Here is a 2,530-nt window from a genome sequence, read left to right as displayed (position 1 = left end):
TGTGAAGGGTTTCGGGCGCTTGCGTACGAAAGCCTCCAGTGCAGGAACCCGCGGGCCCCGCGCGCAGGTCTATGGGTAAAGCGGCTTTGGGATGGTTTTTGCGGGTAAGCGCAGCCGATCCGGCGGTGTCGCTGTTGGCCTGATCAACGTGATTTTGTGCGGTGTCAGACTGCTAGCGGCGTTGGTTTTGCTGGCCAGTGTGCCCTGCGCCCGGCTTAAATCCGGGATGGGCACGCGCTGGGTCATCGGTCGGGACACCATGGGTCCGACCGTCGTGCAGGGCGAGCCATGCCGGATCATGGCGCGTGTCTCCGGGCCGAGGATACTGGGGGTGGCGGTGCACGCGGTTGGTAGCAACGGGCAAAGGTCTCGATGATGGTCATGTGCCCGCCGCAGCATGGGCATGGCGGGCGATGGTCGGGCGGTTCTTCCGGTTCGGGCTCCTCGACCGGCGCAGCGCCCCCCAGGAGACTGCGGGCGAGCGCCATGGCGTCCTTGTGCGTCGAACTGGCGAGCAGGCCGTAATGCCGGATGCGATGGAAGCCGCGCGGCAGGACGTGGATCAGGAAGCGGCGGATGAACTCGTCCGTCGCCAGCGTCATGACCTGCTGGCGTTCAGCCCCGCTGCGACGGTAATCCTTGTAACGGAACGTCACGCTGGCATCGTCGAAGGCAAGGAGCCGCTGGTTCGAGATGGCGACGCGGTGGGTGTAGCGCGAGAGATAGGCCAGCACCGCCTGCGGCCCGGCAAAAGGCGGTTTGGCGTAGACCACCCAGCGCTTCTTCCGGATCGGCGACAGATGCCGGAGGAAGACCTTGCGTGTCGCGAGGCCCGCCAAGGTGTTGAAGAAGGCCAGCTTGCCGGCATCGTACAATGCCAGCAGCCGGGTGAGGAACAGCCGGCGGAACAATGCGCCCAGCACACGCACTGGTAGAAGGAACGCCGGGCGCGACGAGACCCACCGCTTGCCGTCTGGCGTGATACCCCCGCCGGGCACGATCATGTGCACATGCGGGTGATGGGTCAGTGCCGATCCCCACGTATGCAATACGGCGGTGATGCCGACGCGCGCGCCGAGGTGCCTGGGATCGGCGGCGATGGTCAGCATCGTGTCCGCAGCCGCGCGGAACAGCAGGTCATAGACCACCGCCTTGTTCTGCCACGCGATATCCGCGACCTCGGCCGGCAGCGTGAACACGACGTGGAAGTATCCCACGGGCAGCAGATCGGCCTCGCGCGCGGCCAGCCAGGTGCGCGCCGCCGCACCCTGGCACTTGGGGCAATGCCGGTTGCGGCAGGAGTTGTAGGCGATCCGCCAGTGCCCGCAGTCGTCGCAGGCCTCGACGTGACCGCCAAGGGCTGCGGTGCGGCAGGTCTCGATCGCCGTCATGACCTTGAGCTGGCCGAGGCTCAGATGGCCGGCATGGGCTGCGCGATACGCGGGCCCGGCACTCCGCAAGATGTCGGCGACCTCGATCGAGGTGCGCACCGGTTCAACCGGGCGGCGATGCCGTTCGCTTGGGGCCTTCCATCAGGCTGAAGATGCGGTCGAGCGGGCTCGCCACCGCCTGCATCGTCCTGGTCGATACCTTGGTGTAGATGGCGGTGGTACCGATCTTGGTGTGCCCAAGCAGGACCTGGATCACGCGGATGTCGACATCCTGCTCGAGCAGGTGAGTGGCAAAGCTGTGGCGCAGGGTATGCGGGCTCACGCGTTTGCGGATCCCGGCGAACTCAGCCGCCTCATGCACGGCGCGGTGCAACTGGCGTGCCGAGATCGGGTCGGTGCAACTGCGCCCCGGGAATAACCAGCCGTGCGGTAACATGACCCCGCGCCGCTTGCCTTCACGCCACCATTGCCGAAGCAGATCCAGCAGATGCGGCGAGAGCATGGCGTTACGATCCTTGCGCCCCTTGCCCTGCTCGACCCGGATCAGCATGCGCGTGCTGTCGATATCGTCAACCTTCAGGTGGGCAATCTCGGACACGCGCAGACCCGCGCCATAGGCCACGCCGAACGCTGCCTTGTACTTGATGCCCGGTGCAGCCTCGATCAGCCGCGCAGCCTCCTCGACGCTCAGAACCTCGCGCAGCTTGGGTGTGCAGCGAACGACAACAAGTCCCAGTGCCATCTCCGGCCGCTTGAGGGTTATACCGAACAGGAAACGCAATGCCGATACAGCCCCGTTGATGGTTGCTGGACTGATGGCACGCTCATGCTGAGCGATCTGATAGCGCCGGAGGTCTTCGATCGTGGCCGTATCGGGTGGTCGGCCGAGAAACGCGGCAAATGACCGGACGTGCCGGATATAGTCCTTCTGCGTGTGCTCCCCAAAGCTACGCATCGTCATGTCCTGCAACATACGCTCGCGCAAGGCATTGTTCGGGGCAGCGGTAGTGATGGTATCCATGGTGCGTTCCTTTCCGTTGAAGGAACTCCACCCTCACAAGCGACTTCGCCGCTCTCAAAGCCTCAACAATACTACGCTACGTCACCCCAAGCGACTCTCCCGCGAAGCGGGTTCGTGC

Annotated in this window: 2 protein-coding genes; both read right to left on the bottom strand. The window is 64.9% G+C overall.

Annotated features, from left to right (window positions below; genetic code table 11):
* Positions 1–296 precede the first annotated feature (296 nt).
* Positions 297–1,490 carry an IS91 family transposase gene (locus IP68_RS13140; RefSeq protein ID WP_054135461.1) on the bottom strand — a complete coding sequence of 398 codons (1,194 nt, stop codon included), beginning with the start codon at positions 1,488–1,490 and terminating at the stop codon, positions 297–299.
* A gap of 4 nt (positions 1,491–1,494) precedes the next feature.
* Positions 1,495–2,412 (bottom strand): site-specific integrase, encoded by a 918-nt coding sequence (locus tag IP68_RS13135; RefSeq protein WP_054135460.1) that lies wholly within the window; start codon positions 2,410–2,412, stop codon positions 1,495–1,497.
* Positions 2,413–2,530: the final 118 nt, after the last annotated feature.

This window comes from Blastomonas sp. AAP25 (assembly GCF_001295965.1).
Classification (GTDB): Bacteria; Pseudomonadota; Alphaproteobacteria; order Sphingomonadales; family Sphingomonadaceae; genus Blastomonas; species Blastomonas fulva.
Note: the sequence above shows the minus strand (reverse complement) of the source record. Positions and strands in the feature narration are given on the sequence as shown.

Excerpts from the sequence above, each read along its gene's own strand:
- IP68_RS13135 (WP_054135460.1), bottom strand. The coding sequence starts at position 2,412 with ATGGATACCATCACTACCGCTGCCCCGAACAATGCCTTGCGCGAGCGT.